The following is a 17,527-nucleotide window of genomic DNA, read 5'->3' on the forward strand; positions in this document are numbered from 1 at the left end:
ATTCTTTATTGGCAATGATATCTACAGTAACATCTACATTTTGAGGCATACCCGCCCCAGTAAAATTATCACCATCGAACAATCTGTCTGAGTTTACAAGGTCTGGAGATATTTTTATTCTGGAATTGGACTTATTTAAAGTTAGAAGATCATTTTTTGGAGCGGGATATGCAATTACTTTTACATCTTGAAACTCAGCAATAGGTTTTTCCAACTGGGTTGAAATGGTTGCAGGGCCCTTTATTCTCATCTCGGACGATGTAAGATAACGCATTGCCTGGCTGGGTTTCACCCAGGGCCCCCCGGCCTGAGTCCAGCCAGGGGAATTGAAGATCCCAATCTCAATATCTAGTTCTGAGGCTGTCTTCAACGCAGTATGAGTAATATCCCACCATTCATCGCTCATTAACCTTACTGTACGCCCTCCTTTATAAGGATCAAAATAATTATTGCCGATGAAAGCACGATTAATGCCAACTTTTTTCATTGCTTTAAGATCCGCTATAACGCCCTCCTTGGATATATTTCCACACATCCAATACCAATAAACACCCGTTTGAATTTTAGGAGGAGTTTTAAATTCTTTTTCAAGTTGCGTACCTTGGGCCCAGCAATACGAACATAACAGAACAAATATTACTGTATTCAAAATCTTCTTCATTGATTATTTTATGTTAATAATTTACTTTTCAATACTCTGAATAACTATTAATAAGATATATCACTCTCTTTATTATTCAATTGTTGTTGCAGATGGTATTAGCAGACGAACTGGCCCGAAGAGACCCGATGACGTAAGTTTCGTATGTATAGGTAAACCGGAATGTGGTGTAACGGGACGTTTATCTGGTGGCAACGGATCGTCGCCAATCATTCTGTTCTGCCAGGTATTTACCACTTCCACCTCGAGCGTATTTTTTCCGGGTTTTACAAATTTTGCCACATCCAATGTGTAAGGCATTGTCCATACACCTCCTACATATGTACCATTGAGTTTCACTTTAGCCATCACACCTACTTTGCCTAAATCCAACGTAAGTTGAGGCAATGTTTCCGTTGTATTTAATTCAAACGAGGTTTGGTAAACAGCTGTTCCTGAGAAATAACGGATCGAATCATTCGCATTTTGTGTCCAATCTTCGAGTTTAGCAAATGTGACTGGCGCTTTCGGCCCTCGTTTGATTGCATCAGATTCGAAATGGACGGTCCATGGAGAATTGATGGTAAGAAACGTTTCCTGTTTCGGGAAATTGATGGACAGATCGCAAACAGCCGATGTTCCTGGACGTTTAAATACAATGAACATACTTTGAGCCGGCTCGAACTGTAACGGCACTTCTGTCGTTCCGTCTTTTTGTATAAAAGAGGGAAGATCACGTTTCTTTCCGGTAACAGCATCCCAAAGCTCCGGTTGTTTTCCCGCTATACGAAATTCCGGAGAAACTTGGATTGTTTGGTCTGTCTGGTTGCAAAGGAAATAAATATCCATATTATCGCTTGCCCGATGTGCAAAAAGCACTTGCCGGTAGTCTGGCAGAATGCAGTCTGGTACGACGTTAATGCGGGCAAAAACTTGTTCCAGATTGGCACCATGAAATACCAACCCTTTGCCATAAGACTGCGGTTCGCTGCTTTTTCCGTCCATGTTGCCCCATACTTTTTTAGCAAGTTTCTGCACTTGGAGATCGGCTTGAGGATAATTTTGCATACTTGGTGATCGTGACGGTGGTGGACCGACGACGACGGCACCTTCCATAACCAGTGATTCAATCTTCTTTAATAGTTCAGGACGCATCGTTTCCTGCTTAGGTAAGACCAGTACCCGGTATGAAGTGCCATGTGGCAAAGTCAGTTTTCCGTCTTTCACAGTCATTGATTTTTCTATCACTTCGGCATTGATGTAATCGTATGAATAGCCTCGTGGCAATTCAGGATCTCGGATACCAGTCATTTTGGGCGCATCTTCACCTATAAAATAGGCCACATCAGCAACATTCAACCCTTGCTGAAGCATAAGATTGCAACGTTTGATGTAATCAACAAACAGATCCACGTGGGAAAACCATGTGTTGAGGCGGTTAAATTCAGTTCCGAACCAGGCATGTATTCCCGCTCCTTCGTTTTTTGGCTGCTGAATATAGACGTGTAGCACTACGTCGTTGACGCCTTCAACAAACGACCAATCACCCCGCCTTTTAAGGTAAGCAGGATGCCTGTAAAAGTTGTTGTTGCCAAAACTATTACTGGTGAAGGACTCTGCAGAAGCTTTCTTTTTCCCATAAATATTGGCGCAAGAAGCGGCAGCTTTAATTTCGATGTCACCGTAATTTTCTTCGCACCAAAATTCACCACCAATTTCGTCACATTGACCACCATATTGAAGGAATTCACCAGCAAAACCCCAATGACCGTAATTCTCCTGCCAGGTAATCAATCCGTGGCGATTGGATATTTCGCGCAACCCTCTGGCATATTCATAAGAAATGCCATCGGCAACAAGACGGCGGACATCCCACAAAAAGCGATTAGAAAGCTCTGGATTCCCGATAGCATGACCTTGGTAAGCGGGTAGCCAGGGAAGAGCATCGTAGCCATACCGTTTTTTGAATCGAAGTAAAAAATCATCGGTAAAGTTTTGTCCGGCGCACTCATAGCTATCGACAACTACCACTCGGAACGTTTTACGATCAGATTTGGGTATGCGTCTCATAATTTCGCCGATAAAAGCATCAAAATGTGCGACCGTATGCTTTTTGCTGAGTTTATCTACTTCCCTGCCTTGCCCTTCAGGGGTAGCAGGAGCATTTACTGTTCCGGTATTGGCCATACCTGTGCGTTGGATTATCCATTCCCCTTTGGGCACATCCCAATTAAGGCGACCATCCTTAGAAAAATATTTGGATATATCCTGCACCTGATTGGGGGCGATGCAAAGAGCATCTTTGTTTTCTTCCGGTTGATTACGCCACATGTAAACATCCCATAAAGCTTGTTCAGACTGAAACATCTTACCCAACGTCTTTTCGGCATAACGCTCCACAACAGGAGAATCGGTCAGTAAAAGCTTTTCGATGGAACAATCCCGCCGGATATTGCGGAATATCAAACGGAATTCACGTGATTTCACCTTTTCAAAACTTTCTGCAATCGGGGCAAAAGGGGAAAATCCTACATTTGGTGCACCATTCGTCCGATCGACAATAAATGTGCTGATTGTACGATACTCATTGCTACTTTTGGTTTGAACACAACATTCATAAAACGATCCTCCGGGTGTATCTCTTTGCAACAGACCAGGAGTTGGATGAATAACTATGCTTTTTGCATTTGCCGGTTCCGAAAGAATCACATCAACGACAGTCTCTTTCCCGGACGAAAGTTGAATAGGAGCATTAGGTTTTAGTTCGGCAGTGCTACTTCCTGTTGAAATCAGCAGTTGAGAAGCCTCATCCAGCAAATTCCGTCTGTAGGTTTTAGCTACCGGCCAAGCCAATACACGCACGTCTTCGAAGTCCGAAGAGGGTTTATCAAGAGTTTGAGACAACTTTTGAGGGCCGGTAACACGTATTTCCGATGAAGCCAAATAACGCATCGACTGTTCGGCTTTAACCCAAGGACCACCGGATTGACTCCATCCAGGTGAATTAAAAATGCCGATTTCGATATCTGAATCCCCAGCCGTCTTTAGTGCGGTATGCATAATATCCCACCATTCGTCACTGAAAATTTTATGAGGCCCATATGGCACATCAGACAGACCTATATTGCCGATAAAGGCGCGGTTGATACCGGCTTTTTTCATCGCTTGAAGGTCTTTAATAACACCTTCTTTGGAAATATTGTCGGAAATCCAGTACCAATAGATGGCTGTTTGAACACTTTCGGGAGGGGTGATAAAGTCTTTTTCCAACTGTATTTTTTGTGCAGAACAATATATGCAGGCTAAAAAACAGATTAGTATATTCAGAACTCTTTTCATGTCCGTATTATTTTTTTAGAGAATTACAAATTTCCTGATTGATCTTTTTCAATCTGCCTTCCTCCACTTTAATGACCTTGCGGCCGTAAGTAATCAATCCATTGACTTCGCTTTCTACAAAAGAGAATGGGGTGTATCCACCGGTATGACTGCCAACTTTAATATCGTTAATGAAGACTTCTGTCTTCCAGTTTACCGCACCGAAATGCAACAGTATATTTTTATCCTTCCACTTTGAAGGTACTGCAAATGTACGCTTGTACCATAATTCATTGTTTTTTTCTAATGGTTTCATTACCCCCGACACACTTGATTCAACAGCAAAAGGGACAAGGATTTGTCCATCGAAAGATTTAGGTTCTTGTTGATTTGCCGGTACAATCGAATATTTCCACAAGCCATTCAGGTTTGTCCATGCTGAACGCTTCATAATTGGGCGGGGGGATTCGGGCAATAAGTTCTTAGTATCTAATGTCTCGGCCCATTGAGTTTTGATTTTGTCGCCTGCCGATTGCCATTGAGCAAATACTGATACGCTTAAAAGCATCATTGCGAATAATAAAATCTTTTTCATTTAATTATAGATGATTTTAGATTGGTTATTCCATTTTTTACAGAAAAAGAATGATTCGATTTCCTATTAATTAAATACTCCTTCACTTGACTTTAACGAAGCTAAACGTGCGAACATTTCTACTGTTGCCCCGACATGCAATATATCCCAAGCGGTTTGCGTAACTTCACCTTTAAAACTATCGTAGTTCAGGATATTGTATGTCTTGTTGCGGCAAGGAGACATCCATGCATGCGACAGCATCTCTTCATAAGCTGTTATATATTTTCTATCACCATCAACTTTATATAATTCAATAAGACCACGCAAAGCAATTGCATTGAACCATGTGTGATCACTGTTTATATAACCTATATCTTTATTGAATACTAAAGAGTGGAATGTTGTAAACCAGTTTTTGTACATAGCCTCGGCTATTTGTTGGGCTTCTGATAAATAATGTTCTTCTTTTGTAAGGTTATATAGTAAAACTCCAGCCATAATGGTTTGACCTGAATTGTAAGTAAATTTCCAGTCCTGAACTGTTCCGTCTGTCCTGTAGTGATCCTGTATAAGAAAATCATTTTTATCTTGGAGTTTATCTATACAAAACCGATACATCTTTTCAGCATAATCCAGATATTGTGTTTCATGGGTTGCCATATACATTTTAGATGCCAAGACTGAACTTGGAGCTGTAGAGCAAGCATGTTTCGTTGTGCTTTTCACAGGCAACTCTTGCCAGAATACCCCTCCGTCCGTATCGGTTCCGGTCATGATAAGATTCCAAACGACTTTGGCATTATCATAATAAGCCTGATTCTGTGTTAAAAAGTATAAATCTATCATATCCAGCCCAATCCATACATTATCATCAAAGAACCTGTCGTTCCAATCTGCCGGATATACAGAATATCCAGCCATTCCGTTCCGGGAATCTACAACTTTAAATTTATTGATAGAATTAAGCATTCTTGTATCCAGTATACTGTATTTCTCTTTATAGAGCTCATTATTAGATGACGCTTCTCTTATGGCGGCAAAAGCAGAAAATCCGGCACCCTGCCCCCATGCCAAGGCATCACCATCCCAATATGGTCCTGTAGGGTTAGGAAAACTCCGCCAGACATCTCTGGGACCACCAAGAAAATTATCCAGCATTGATGTCATTAATGTATCGGCTATCGATAAGAAATCGGCAACCTCTATTTCCGGAATTTCCTCTGGTTTTATTGGGGTGACTTCTATTGCAGTAGCTGTAGACCTTATCTCTCTCTGGTTAACAGCAACAATATTAATAATATATGTTGCATATTGAGGCAGATTTAATGTATAGAGTGTTATTGATCTTGGTATGGCTTTGATACAAATAGTATCGGAAATTTGATCGGTGCCTTTAATCTGGTATGAAATTTCTACGGTCGATAGAAACTTATCATCCGGATTATGCCATCTTAGATATATCTGATTGGGATTTTTTGATGTCTCCGCTTCTAATGAATGTATTGGTTCTATCTTGGAATTATCACTTAAATTTTCCGAGAGATCAATCGCGTCTTCATTATCCTTACAAAAAGTAAAAGTAGAGATAGCAAATAATAATAGTATGATTGATATATTTTTCATAGATTGTTAGCCTATATTATAAATTGATAAATGAAAGGAATATCATCTTGCCTTATCCAAAAGGCAAGATGATCTCCAAATTAAAACAGATCACATTTACCTTATGCCTAAAACCTGCTTATTCATTATCAGAATTTCCATATACGGAAAACTCAATTAAATGCCCCCATCTTTCTCTTCCTTGAGAAGCATATATTCTGAGATTTGAATATATATGTTCTCCTGACAAAAAATATCTTTGAGGCCCGTTAGCCTCTATAAAATCATATTCATAAATATCTGTCCAATTCTGTCCATCCATACTGCCCTGCAGTGTAAACTTAAAGAAAGAAGTATTATCCGGACGCCGTGTTAATTCAATAAATGCAATATTGACAGGCTGTTTCATATCAACCGCAAACCAATGCGGAAAATCGGGCTGTGCATCAACATGTTCTGTATGCCAGAATGTATCATAATCATCATCAATTGCAAATGAAGGAGATCCTCCAATAGGCATTTGCCCGTTAGGTTCGTAAGAATCGGCTATAGCTATCCAGTTATTTTTTTCAATTTTATAAGGCATTTTATATACTTCTGATATAGTCCTAAATGTGTCGACACACAGTGTATCAGGCCTGTATAATGTCTGATAACTAAAATTGGTTCCCTGTTTATAGTTTGAAAGGATAGTTTCTTTTTCATCGACATCAACTTGATATGTTTTTTGTTCCCCATCATTGGTCGTGTAAAATATATCTGTTGTAAAAGCACCTAGCGTTTTATCAATATCCCGCCATACTATTTTAGCATCACTATTCTCATCTACTGAAGCAGACGCAACTAATCTATTGGAAATAGATGCTTTATATGCATCACCATAAGATCGGCCGGTAATGTACACCGGAATCGATTTATTTCCTAAAGCGTCATAAGTGTAGATAATAAAATTATATAGGTTTTCCGGTAATGATATATATTCTTTAATCGTATCTACATTCTCCGTGCGAACCACAGGAATATTTAAAGAATCTTTATTTCCATTCCAGAATATTCTACAATTGGTGACTTTAGGATCTGATATGATCAAACCTTGAATACATACCCGGCCATCACCTGAAAAAACTGTAACAGAATCGATTTTTCCGGTATAGGAAATCTCGCCTCCTTTAGCAAATTCTTTATATTCATCCATTTCTGAGCAAGAGAACATAAAGATTATTGATAAGATAAAGGTGAGTACAAAACTTATATTTATATATTTTTTCATTTCAAATATCTTTTAAATATTAATGGGTAATCTGTTTTGTTAAGGCCTTGTATCGCCAAATACATCTACTTCCAATATTTCGAACCACGTTGTACCCGTCCAGTTTTCAAGGCTCTTTATCCTGAGATACCTGACTTTAGGTGCATCGGAACTAATCTCATATTCAAATCCGGCTACTCCTGCTTCAAAATCCGAGGCTGAATTCTGCCCATAAGGTAGTCCAGACGGTTTTTTACACTCAAATGTTCCTAGTTTAGTCCAACTATCCCAACTGCCGTCCGGATTAGGATTAGCAGAACCCCATATTTCGAAATGGCGAAGCTGTCCCCGGTAAAAGAATTGATAGCCACCGCCAACTTCTTCTCCATAATTTTGTATTTTGATACGGCTCAATTTGGCTAGTTGACCTGTATCAAAGGTTATCCATTGTATGTTAGTGTTAGCTGTTACTGTTAGCATACGATTCCAATTCTTGTAATCACTATTCCCATCCCACATTGAACGCATACCATCAGTAACTGTTTGAATGTCAGCATCACCTGGAAGTTTCATTTCTCTAAACAAATTTTTGGCTAAATGCTCTTCGTATAAAGGTGTTACAATAGTATATAAAGTATCCGTATAATTACGGAATCTATCCCTGATAGTCAGGCCAAACTCTTGAGGAACCGGATCTAAGCCACGGGTAATGTACCTTATTTGAGGGGATGACGAATATATATAAGGAAGAAAAGGATTCCAGTTACCTAATGAGTCTTTTTTTATTAACTCTATTGATACAGCCTCTTTATAAGGGTTATCGACAGTAATCTTTATTCCGGAAAAATCTCCTTCAACTTTCATACTTCGAAGCATTTCCCACATCGGATTTTCAAGAGGATTTACTTTAACAATAACAGGTTCGGACTCAACCTCACTCCTGTTGACCGCCGACACTTTTATTTCATGTTCCGAGGTTTGAATAAATCCATCAAGAATCATTGTATTTTGGTAATAAGAACTTTTTATCTCACGTACGACACCCGATTCTAATGTATAAACAGCTTTTACATATAACAGATCCTGATCTTTAGGTAAGGTATAAGTTAGTTTAACTTTCCCATGTTGGTTTTCTATTTGGATATTTGTAATATTTCCAGGAGGGACTTTACTATTTTCTAATGGTTCGTTCTGTTCCTCACTACATCCTGTAACCAGAACAGAGATGACAAATAAGATTAGTATATATAATTTCTTTTTTTTCATATTGTATAGAATTTTATTGTTACCATCCCGGGTTTTGTACTAAATTGGAATTAACAGTTAATTCATCTATTGCTAAAGGCCACAAATAATCCCTGGGAGCTATAAATTTTTGCTGGAATATCGTTTTTTCCTGATAATAAGCAGCAGCATCTTTTTGGTTTATATCCCATCCTGTTATGGGTTCGTTTAGTTTTATCACCGCTTTTTTCCATCTTTTCATATCCCAAAACCGTATGCCTTCAAACGACATTTCAATGTTACGTTCCCGGTGTATAATTTCTCTCATTCCTTCCTTTGTAGTCGGTTTAGCAGGATTGTTTGAATATTTGGTCCATGAGTCTTTTATAGATTCCAATCCAGCGCGTTTACGAATAAGATCTAAATATTTGTGAACATCTTCAACAGGACCTTCGGCTTCATTTAAAGCTTCGGCATACATAAGATACACATCGGCTAATCGGATCTCCGGCCATGCATATTCTTTTATAGAAGAATTGGCAGTGAATGTGGATTCCCAGTTTACAAGTTTTTTTGTGTAATAACCTGACACTGAGTAAAGTGCTATAGCAGCTCCTGCGCTTATCTGCCCGGCTTTAGCTTTTACAGTATATGCTTCATAATCAACTCTCTGTGGTAGATCGGCAGTCAGCCATTTACCTCCATCAAAACCTATACATGCATAAAAACGGTTTTCCCTGTCATAATTAATGCGGGCAGTTTCATACCTGACTTCAAAATTCACCCGTTCCTGTGGTGTTGCGATCCTGAGTGCTTTCATGTCTTTAAAATTAAGAAGCTTGTCCTCCTCAATTGGCACTCCATGAAAGGAATAAAATTCTTTAACAATCTTCAACGGAGGAGCAAGTGATGCATAAGCCGTATTAACTCCCATATTTTCATTCAACAGAGGCATACAAGCTTTTTGTAATACTTGAGTTCTTAATCCATTCGTTAGTCCCCATATAACTTCATCATTCCACCGCTCTGTTACAGCTCCACGTATGCTCATCTGAATCATAGTGGTATCAGTCATTTGAAATTTGGGTTCAGTATAGTAATACAATTTATGTTCTGCCAGTTCTGCTTCATCAATTGCTTCTTTTGCTGCATCTGCCGCCATCTTCCATTTATTCGGATCGTAGGTTGTATTAAATAATAGTTCACCATCTTTATTTTTGAAATCAGCATAATCTGTATTTCCATTAAATAAAGGACTTGCACTTAATAATAGAAGACGTGCTTTAATTGCCCGATTAACAGATTTAGTAATACGACCCAGTTCATCATTCGTGTTTAGTATTACTCTCGGCAGGTCTGCATATGATTCATCTAATAAACCGGCTATATAATTTACACATTCGTCAACAGGACGCCGTTTGACCTTCACCTGTTCTTTCGATGCAGTCATTGGTAGATTCTTATCAGCAATTGGAATAGGACCATACATACGAAGCAAATAAAAATGGTAATAAGCTTTTAAAAATTTCACTTCTGCGATCCATCTTCTGCGTTTATCCAAGGGTAAGTCATGTATTTTATCCATATTCTCCACATTTTCCAGGAATATATTACAATGTCGTATTCCTACAAATAAAGGTTTGGCTTGATTGAAACCACTCCAATAATTATTGGTTGGAGAGTTCTTGTTTTGGCGCCCCCGTGCAATAATTGACCAATTGTCAGCCGCAAAATCCCTGTAGATTTCGGGAATCCATATCTCATCTCCGGCAAGTAATCCGATGTTACCAGCTATATCTCCCGTATCCGGTATGTAGTTGTAACAGGTAAATAAGTATTTCTCAGTTTCTATTGTATTTGAAAATGCATGGTCCATCGTTGCTACATTATCAGGAATAATATCCAAAAAATCGTTGCAAGAAAAGGAGGAAAGAATTATCATTAATATAAGCAATTTCTCAGCCAGATTTTTCCTTATCCGTACTAGCTTTATTTTTTCCATAATACTATTTAATTTATTATATTCCAAAACTAATTCCTATGTTATAAACTCTTTGTACCGGATATCCAAGTCCGTTACCCCCCATTTCGGGATCCCAGGCTTTGAACTTGCTTAAGACAAATAGGTTAGTCGCATTTCCATAAATTCTACAATTTGAAAGGCCTATCTTACGTAACATCTTTTGAGGTACATTATAGCCAACTTCAACATTCTTCAGACGAAGGAATGCACCGTTTCTCATCCACCATGTAGACCTTTGATTATTATTATTGTTTTGGATGTCACTTAGACGAGGCCAAAATGCATACAAATTCCGGTTATCCTCCGACCAATGGTTTTCTACTATTACTTTCAACAAACCATTTTGATGGCCTCCATCTTGTACAAAAGGAGATATTGCCGTAGGGTCTATGAAAAATGAAGAGCGTGCCGACCCTTGGAAAAAGGCACTGATATCGAAATTCTTATAGCCAAAACTACCGCCGAAGCCATATGTAATTTCTGGTACAGTAGGGTATCCGATAGGAACCTTATCAGCTTCATTTATTACGCCATCACTGTTTACATCCCGGTATTTAATATCTCCGGCTCCATATTCCGATTCTCTACCACTCCCAAAAATCTGAGCAGGAGAATTCGCCACCTCCTGATCATCGGTAAATAACCGCTCGGCTATATATCCCCATTCAGTATTCCATGCATAGCCTACATGCGACCTGTAATACTCATTCGCTACGAAATCGGGCTCATCATAAACTTTTACTTCATTTGTGGCATAGGTAAAATTTGCGCGAAGTTCAGTCCACATTGAATTATTAAATGATTTATTGTAATTTAGAGCTATATCAACACCTGACGATTGCGCTTTTCCTATATTTGCGGTCATTGGTACACCCAATTGTAATCCGAGTGTCCCAGGTATGTATGTTCTACCCATCAGTATACCTTCCCTTTTTTGTATATAGCCGTCCACAGTCAGGGTCAAATCAAAGGCCGTAAGGTCTAATCCTAAATTCGTTTGTTTGGACTTTTCCCAACCTATTTTTTCGTTTTCATAACGGGATATCGAAATACCTGGCCTGTGATAAGTAAAATTCTGCCCAAAAGAACTTCCATAAGCATTATCACTTAGATTGACATTTGACATATAAAAGAAACGGTCGTTTGAATTACCTATCTGATCGTTACCAACCAAACCGTATGAAGCACGTATTTTCAAATTGGATATTTTTTTTCTTAAGGGTTCAAAAAAAGATTCATTGGAAAGAATCCATCCTCCACCTATCGAAGGGAAGAATCCCCAGCGATTGCTTTTGGCAAATCGTTCCGAACCGTTATATCCAAAATTGAACTCCAACAGATACCGGGCGTCATACATATACGAAAAGCGTCCTGCCAATCCTAAATTACGTCTTGGTAAGGAAGATTCTAAAGTTTCAGTATTGTAATTTATAATTGCATGTTGTAAGGTTCCTATTACCATACCTCCAACAGTATGTTTATTATCGAAGACCTGATTATAATTGACAGCAACTTCCCCATAATATTTATTCTCCTGATCTCTATCTCCTGTTGTATAATTCAGATACTCTGTCCCGACAGTTCCGACAGATGAAGCACCTCCATCATTTAATGTCACCAGATTTATTTCCCCGTTTACTTCCTTCGCCCTGTAAAAGAAAGGATTATAATTTCTATGGGAAGCGAACCGTGCATATCTCTGGATATATCCCATCCCTCTAAGGGATAATCCCTTCAATATGAAATCGAAATTTTGTTTCAATTCAACTTGTGCATTGAATGTAGAAGTACTGTATCTTTGAAAACCTGAAACCATACTGGCATATGGATTGGCATATAGTGTATTATTAGAACCTGCTACTAAATCGCTACCAAACATGATGTGTTTGGTATAAGGAGACATTGATGAAGGATAAACTACAGGAAAGGCGACCGGATTAGCTTTAAGAGCAGAATTGAATATACCTTGCCCGCCACCGATAGGGCCGCCATAGTCATCAAACTGACCATATACCCGAACTGTTGCTTCTGTACTTTTTGTCAGGTTAAGTATTGTATTTGAGCGGATAGAATAGTTTTTCAATTTGACATTGTTTTGAAAATTATTCATATTGTCATTCTTCAACACCCCATTATCTACATTAAATGTTCCTGATACATAATATCTTGCCGCGCGTCCTCCTCCGGATATGCTCATATTGTAACGTTGGTTCATTGTGTAAGGCTTTATTAATAAATCAATCCAGTCGTTACTTGGATATAGTAAAGGATTTATACCTGCTTTGGTGTAATCTATTTTTGCTTGAGAATATGTAATAGGTGACAATGGATTCCGTGTTAATGCAGCTTCATTGGCTAATTCCATATAGGTTATATTATCAACCATCTTAAAATTTTGAGTATTGGTCGAAATAGAGTTCTCTACGCGAAAAGAAAAATTAGTTTTTCCTTCCGCTCCTTGTTTAGTATTTACCAATATTACGCCATTGGCGCCTCTCGCTCCGTATACGGCTGCGGCTGTTGCATCTTTCAAAACCGAGAAATCCGATATATCGTCAGGTTGTAAACGAGCCAAATCTGTATTTGATGATTCTATACCATCAATGAGTATTAATGGGTCCCTTTTCCCTGCTCCAAATGTTCCTATCCCACGAATAAAAAATTCAGCATTATCTTGTCCCGGCTCACCACTTCGCTGATAAGAAATAATACCGGCAATACGACCAGCTAAAACTGTTGTTAAGTTACTTGTCGGTGCTTTAAGTTCTTTTACGTTAATTGTTGAAATAGCACTGACTAAGCTCTCTTTCTTCTGAGTTCCGTATCCGACTATAACTATATCTTCCAGGTTTTGGGTTACTCCTTTCATAATAACAGTAATGTTGCTACGATCACCGACTACTATTTCCTGTGTTTCGAATCCTATATATGTGAATTGTAATACAGCCTTATTATCTGGCACATTGATGGAATATCCCCCATTAGTATCTGTCAGGACTCCTACGGTTGTACCTTTTATTGCGACAGTAACACCAATAAGAGGCGTTGCGTCCTCATCGTAAACAGCCCCTGTTATTTTTTTTTCGGCTTTGATATAATTCTCTTTAAGAGGAGAAGGATTATCTGATTTATGGATATAAATCTGCCGGTTCGCTATTTCATAGGTATTATTTGTTGACTTGAATATTTCGTTTAATATTTTATCAACAGTCATTTTGTCTGCTTTAATAGACACTTTCCGGTTTAAGTCAATGGTACCATCCTGATAGAAAAAAACGAACTCGCTTTTCTTCTCTATTTCGGAGAATACGTCTTTTACTGTTTTGTTTTTTATATCCAGAGAAAGGTTTGTCGTTTGCGAATAACTATAAGCAGCAAAACAAGTATTAATACTAATGAAAAACAAGAAGAAACTTAGTTTCATGATTTTGAGTGTTTTTTTAGTATTGATTCCTATCCCAATATTTGCAAAAAGAATATTGGTTGCATGTTTTTTTATCATACATTTGTAAGATTTAATTTTTTAAATACGTTGGAATAATTTAAATTGTTAAGTCACAACTGGATAGTACGGCAAATACTATCCAGTCTCTTTTTCCGGTTAATTTTTCATAGGCTCTTCAAGGTTTTGGTTAGAAATAGTATTATTTGTAAGATTTTATAATGTATTTATCATTCTCCTTTATGTATGTAAGGGATAACATTTTCGTAATATTTTTTAAAATGACAGGCAGTTCATTTTCCAGATCTAATTTTCCTGAATAGGTCATATTCGCGATTGATTGGTCACACATAATTTCTATTCCATAATATTTTGTCAGATCATATAGGATGTTTTTTAGTTTCTCGCCGTTGTATTTATACATACCATGAATCCATAAAATATAATCATTGGCATTTACGTTTTTGATTAATAAATCTTCTGAACCATCGAATTCGCATATTTGATTGGGACTCAGTATAGATTCTTTACCCTGTTTTTTATTTATTTTAACAGCACCGGTTTTCAATACGACATATTTCCTTTTATTATTTTCATATGCATTTACATTAAAAGATGTGCCAAGCACTGCTACATCCATATCTTTTGTTTTCACTACAAAAGGCCGGGTTTTATCGGGTGTAACATCAATGTATATTTCGCCATCTACATAGATCTCACGTATATCTTGCTTAAATTCGACAGGATATACTAATCGTGTTCCTGCATTTACATAGGCTCTCGTTCCGTCAGAAAACGTGATAGATGATCTTTTTCCGTAAGGGATCACTAACTGATTGAAGGCTGAAGATCCTTCTTTCGATATTGAATCATCCTTGTTAATGGCAATGCTGTTAGATGCATATTCGATCGAAGAATCGTCTTTATTTAAAGATACTTTTTTATCGTCTGATAAGATCAATAAGGCTTCTTTCCCTTTCATATCAGGTTTTTGAGAATTGTCTACATACGATTGTATGTCTTCCGCTTCATTTCTGTTTTTTGGAATAAGGGTATATATGCAAAAGAAGAGTATCAGTATGGCAGCAACGCTACTTGTCACATACATAACTTTTTTGGAAATATTTCTTTTTCGAATCTTATTGGCATATATTTTATGGATGACTGTACCATACGCATTTTCATCATTATAGTCGCAATAGGGAAGTTTGCTTAAATTCCAGAGTTTATATTTTTGAAGAAACTGTTTCTTATTTCCTTCCGAATCTTTTATCCAGGCGCGAAGAGTTTTTTCTTCCAATGAGTCTATAGATCCATCGAGATAACGTACAATGATTTCTTCTATTTCCTTGTTTTTTAAATCCATATTGCAATTGATATTATAGTTTACACAAATCAGGAGGAAAATACCCTACCTCGTATTATGTTAAAATTGAGATAAAGTGAATGTTTTATTTATCAGGTTGATTCAATTTCTAAAAAAGAATGGAAAGAAGCGTAATGATGAGGGCTACAGAAAATCCGTTTTCTATCAGATGATCCTTTAGAAGAAATAAAGCTTTCGTTATTTGCTTTTCAACGGCTTTAATACTTATTCCAAGTACTTGTGCAATGTCTTTATTTTTAAGCCCGTCTTTACGGCTAAGAATGAAAATTGATTTACATTGAGGAGGCAGATTGTTGATGCCTTTTTCCAGTGATTCCATCAAGTCTTTCAGATGTAAAACTTCTACCTGATCGTCAATAACCAGGTTCCTTACATAATCACTCAATGATAATTCTTCAATTTTATCTTTTCTGTTATTCGCTGCCTTCGACAAATAGTTTATAGCCTTATTCCGGGTATATTTATATAACAAATTATCCACAGAATAAGAAAAGTCTATTTTGTCCATTTGAAGCCATAATTCACAAAGCACATCCTGCACAATGTCCTGAGCAGCAGCCTTTTCAAAAGTATACTGAAATGCATAGTTACAAAGCGGAGTATGATATTCAAAAAATATTTTTTTAAATATCTCCTCTTTACTTTTATTCGAATTCATTCAGGCACATTTTTAATTAATCTGTGTTTGTTCAGTTTCTAAATCGTCTTAAATAACGGATATATACCAGTCATCGTAAATCAATTAGCATTTATCCTACTATAACCCGTAAACATCTAATAAAAGCCGTCTTAACGTTTTTTCAATTAGAATAAAAAAGGAAGCATTAATTTTGTAATCGCTAAACAACAAATAAATAACGCTTCCTTTGTATAAAGTACTTCGCAAAGATATGATTGAAAATGAAATATTACATCATTTATCCATAGCAAAAAAGACTTAAGACAAAGAGTTGTCTTATAGGAGTTATAAATTGTATCCCCTACAAACTCAAAATAAGAATTCAATGGCATATGCTTCCTCTTGAAAGTCTGTTTTCAGGACGGTTTTTCTATATCCTTAGGTTGTCTATTTACTCAAACAGCATGCAGGTATTGATACATTTCCCATTTATAGCCCTCAAAACTGATTTAAGGCAAAAAAAAGAACTCTACAGTATCTTTACATTTGATATCTTTTGCTGATTTACCAAACATAAATTAAAATTCTCCAGGCTCAGTTACAAATTGCATTTGCAAGTTCCATAGACTAGGTCTTTGTATCTCTGGTTGGGAGCAAAGAAAAAACACATATACAAAAAGCCAGCAAAGTAGGGAGTATATCTTATGAGCTAAATAAAACAATGAGAAAGATTGCTTCAGAGTACGGATATACTGATAAAATTGTTTGGTATTCAGCCAGGGGAACATTCATAACCAAAATGATGCGGTTAGGGTATGAAGCGCCGGACATAGCGGTTATGTGTGGGAATAGCGCGGCTACAATATATAAGAACTATTTCAAGCCCAAAGATCCCAAAAGTATTAAAAATGATTTGAATAAGCTATTTCAGTTATCTGGTAATTTTAAAGTAAAATAGGTTTAGAATATTCAATGAAACACATTTAGAGTATAAGATGATGTTTATTTCGTATCACGAGAGGTACTAATATCCCCTCTTATTCTTACACCATCCCCGGATTCTTATACGGATCATAATCGCTTTGGAATGTAACTGCCTGCCAGTCTGTAACGGGCTTATTTTCTTTATCCAGTTTCCGGGGTATCTGAGTATAGGTTAAATTCCAATTTTGAAACATTACCAAAGCTTACACACAAGGGTGTGTTCCGGTTACCAAAACAAAAATTACCCTCATGGAATGGTACAAAAAAGACAGGATTATCAATATCCGGATCTTATGGTCATGTCCTAAGCCTCCAACTATATTATATATTGTAGATGACTTCTTTTGATCTGCAAAAAAACGAAAGAGCCCGGGCCCGGGCTCTTTCGCTTTAATAGTATACCTGTGTAATTTTCCGCCTTACACTAATACCAAACACGTACAATGCTCGGATTGCTTTGAA

11 protein-coding genes and 1 pseudogene are annotated in these 17,527 nt (G+C 37.4%); 1 reads left to right on the top strand and 11 read right to left on the bottom strand.

All coding sequences use genetic code 11. From position 1 onward, the window contains the following. The 10 genes and pseudogenes from ACFO6W_RS01230 to ACFO6W_RS01275 all read right to left on the bottom strand — a co-directional run. On the bottom strand, window positions 1-661 hold a 661-nt coding region (locus ACFO6W_RS01230), incomplete at its 3' end, for a glycosyl hydrolase (protein WP_379993484.1). Between the two features lie 72 nt (window positions 662-733). Then, the gene (locus ACFO6W_RS01235; protein WP_379993485.1) at window positions 734-3,979 is read right to left on the bottom strand and encodes a glycosyl hydrolase; all 3,246 of its coding nucleotides are present in this window, start codon (window positions 3,977-3,979) and stop codon (window positions 734-736) included. Window positions 3,980-4,043: 64 nt separating this feature from the next. Then, window positions 4,044-4,553 (bottom strand): annotated as a pseudogene (locus tag ACFO6W_RS01240) (sugar-binding domain-containing protein); the annotation flags it as partial. Window positions 4,554-4,619: 66 nt separating this feature from the next. Next, window positions 4,620-6,158: a glycoside hydrolase family 76 protein gene (locus ACFO6W_RS01245; RefSeq protein WP_379993486.1), complete on the bottom strand. Its 1,539-nt coding sequence runs from the start codon at window positions 6,156-6,158 to the stop codon at window positions 4,620-4,622. A 118-nt stretch (window positions 6,159-6,276) separates the two neighbouring features. Further along, window positions 6,277-7,407: a DUF4998 domain-containing protein gene (locus tag ACFO6W_RS01250; protein WP_379993487.1), complete on the bottom strand. Its 1,131-nt coding sequence runs from the start codon at window positions 7,405-7,407 to the stop codon at window positions 6,277-6,279. Window positions 7,408-7,446: 39 nt separating this feature from the next. Then, complete coding sequence (locus ACFO6W_RS01255; protein WP_379993488.1) at window positions 7,447-8,652, bottom strand: DUF5000 domain-containing lipoprotein; 1,206 nt, start codon at window positions 8,650-8,652, stop codon at window positions 7,447-7,449. Between the two features lie 19 nt (window positions 8,653-8,671). Further along, the gene (locus ACFO6W_RS01260) at window positions 8,672-10,612 is read right to left on the bottom strand and encodes a RagB/SusD family nutrient uptake outer membrane protein (protein ID WP_379993489.1); all 1,941 of its coding nucleotides are present in this window, start codon (window positions 10,610-10,612) and stop codon (window positions 8,672-8,674) included. A 16-nt stretch (window positions 10,613-10,628) separates the two neighbouring features. Beyond that, the gene (locus ACFO6W_RS01265; RefSeq protein ID WP_379993490.1) at window positions 10,629-14,135 is read right to left on the bottom strand and encodes a TonB-dependent receptor; all 3,507 of its coding nucleotides are present in this window, start codon (window positions 14,133-14,135) and stop codon (window positions 10,629-10,631) included. A gap of 142 nt (window positions 14,136-14,277) precedes the next feature. Continuing rightward, a complete protein-coding gene (locus ACFO6W_RS01270; protein ID WP_379993491.1) occupies window positions 14,278-15,441 on the bottom strand; it encodes a FecR family protein in 1,164 nt (387 codons plus the stop codon). Between the two features lie 109 nt (window positions 15,442-15,550). Beyond that, window positions 15,551-16,120 (bottom strand): RNA polymerase sigma-70 factor, encoded by a 570-nt coding sequence (locus ACFO6W_RS01275; RefSeq protein ID WP_379993492.1) that lies wholly within the window; start codon window positions 16,118-16,120, stop codon window positions 15,551-15,553. 682 nt (window positions 16,121-16,802) lie between these two features. On the opposite strand from ACFO6W_RS01275, the gene ACFO6W_RS01280 reads away from it, so the two are divergent. Beyond that, a complete protein-coding gene (locus ACFO6W_RS01280) occupies window positions 16,803-17,039 on the top strand; it encodes a hypothetical protein (protein ID WP_379993493.1) in 237 nt (78 codons plus the stop codon). Window positions 17,040-17,124: 85 nt separating this feature from the next. Here the strand turns inward: ACFO6W_RS01280 and ACFO6W_RS01285 are convergent, their stop codons facing one another. Beyond that, a complete protein-coding gene (locus ACFO6W_RS01285) occupies window positions 17,125-17,259 on the bottom strand; it encodes a hypothetical protein (RefSeq protein WP_379993494.1) in 135 nt (44 codons plus the stop codon). Window positions 17,260-17,527 lie beyond the last annotated feature (268 nt).

This window comes from Dysgonomonas termitidis, from assembly GCF_042654545.1.
In the GTDB taxonomy this organism is placed as follows: domain Bacteria; phylum Bacteroidota; class Bacteroidia; order Bacteroidales; family Dysgonomonadaceae; genus Dysgonomonas; species Dysgonomonas termitidis.

Coding starts and splice junctions, on each gene's coding strand:
- ACFO6W_RS01235 (WP_379993485.1), bottom strand. CDS start 3,979: ATGAAAAGAGTTCTGAATATACTAATCTGTTTTTTAGCCTGCATATAT.
- ACFO6W_RS01245 (WP_379993486.1), bottom strand. CDS start 6,158: ATGAAAAATATATCAATCATACTATTATTATTTGCTATCTCTACTTTT.
- ACFO6W_RS01250 (WP_379993487.1), bottom strand. CDS start 7,407: ATGAAAAAATATATAAATATAAGTTTTGTACTCACCTTTATCTTATCA.
- ACFO6W_RS01255 (WP_379993488.1), bottom strand. CDS start 8,652: ATGAAAAAAAAGAAATTATATATACTAATCTTATTTGTCATCTCTGTT.
- ACFO6W_RS01260 (WP_379993489.1), bottom strand. CDS start 10,612: ATGGAAAAAATAAAGCTAGTACGGATAAGGAAAAATCTGGCTGAGAAA.
- ACFO6W_RS01265 (WP_379993490.1), bottom strand. CDS start 14,135: ATGATAAAAAAACATGCAACCAATATTCTTTTTGCAAATATTGGGATA.
- ACFO6W_RS01270 (WP_379993491.1), bottom strand. CDS start 15,441: ATGGATTTAAAAAACAAGGAAATAGAAGAAATCATTGTACGTTATCTC.
- ACFO6W_RS01275 (WP_379993492.1), bottom strand. CDS start 16,120: ATGAATTCGAATAAAAGTAAAGAGGAGATATTTAAAAAAATATTTTTT.
- ACFO6W_RS01280 (WP_379993493.1), top strand. CDS start 16,803: ATGAGAAAGATTGCTTCAGAGTACGGATATACTGATAAAATTGTTTGG.
- ACFO6W_RS01285 (WP_379993494.1), bottom strand. CDS start 17,259: ATGTTTCAAAATTGGAATTTAACCTATACTCAGATACCCCGGAAACTG.